This is a genomic window from uncultured Umboniibacter sp. (genome assembly GCF_947497555.1).
Classification (GTDB): domain Bacteria; phylum Pseudomonadota; class Gammaproteobacteria; order Pseudomonadales; family DSM-25080; genus Umboniibacter.
In genome coordinates this window covers 1-238 of record NZ_CANMGY010000038.1, presented here as the reverse complement: position 1 = coordinate 238, position 238 = coordinate 1, and the positions used below count along the sequence as shown (strand labels likewise).

Sequence of the window (238 nt, the reverse complement as noted above, 5' to 3'; positions counted from 1 at the left end):
GTGGGTGATACAGGGATCGAACCTGTGACCTACGCCTTGTAAGGGCGCCGCTCTCCCAGCTGAGCTAATCACCCGAGTATTCTCGGATACAACAATCTTTTCCTGAAACACGATATCAAACTATAGTGTTTAATCAAAAAACTGCTGTTCATCATTTGTAATGGCGGACCGGACGGGACTCGAACCCGCGACCCCCGGCGTGACAGGCCGGTATTCTAACCAACTGAACTACCGGTCC

At 51.3% G+C, this 238-nt stretch carries 2 tRNA genes; both read right to left on the bottom strand.

Features of this window, described 5'->3' with window-relative positions:
- Position 1 precedes the first annotated feature (1 nt).
- Positions 2-74 (bottom strand) — tRNA-Val (locus Q0698_RS13300).
- An 87-nt stretch (positions 75-161) separates the two neighbouring features.
- A tRNA-Asp gene (locus tag Q0698_RS13295) sits at positions 162-238 on the bottom strand.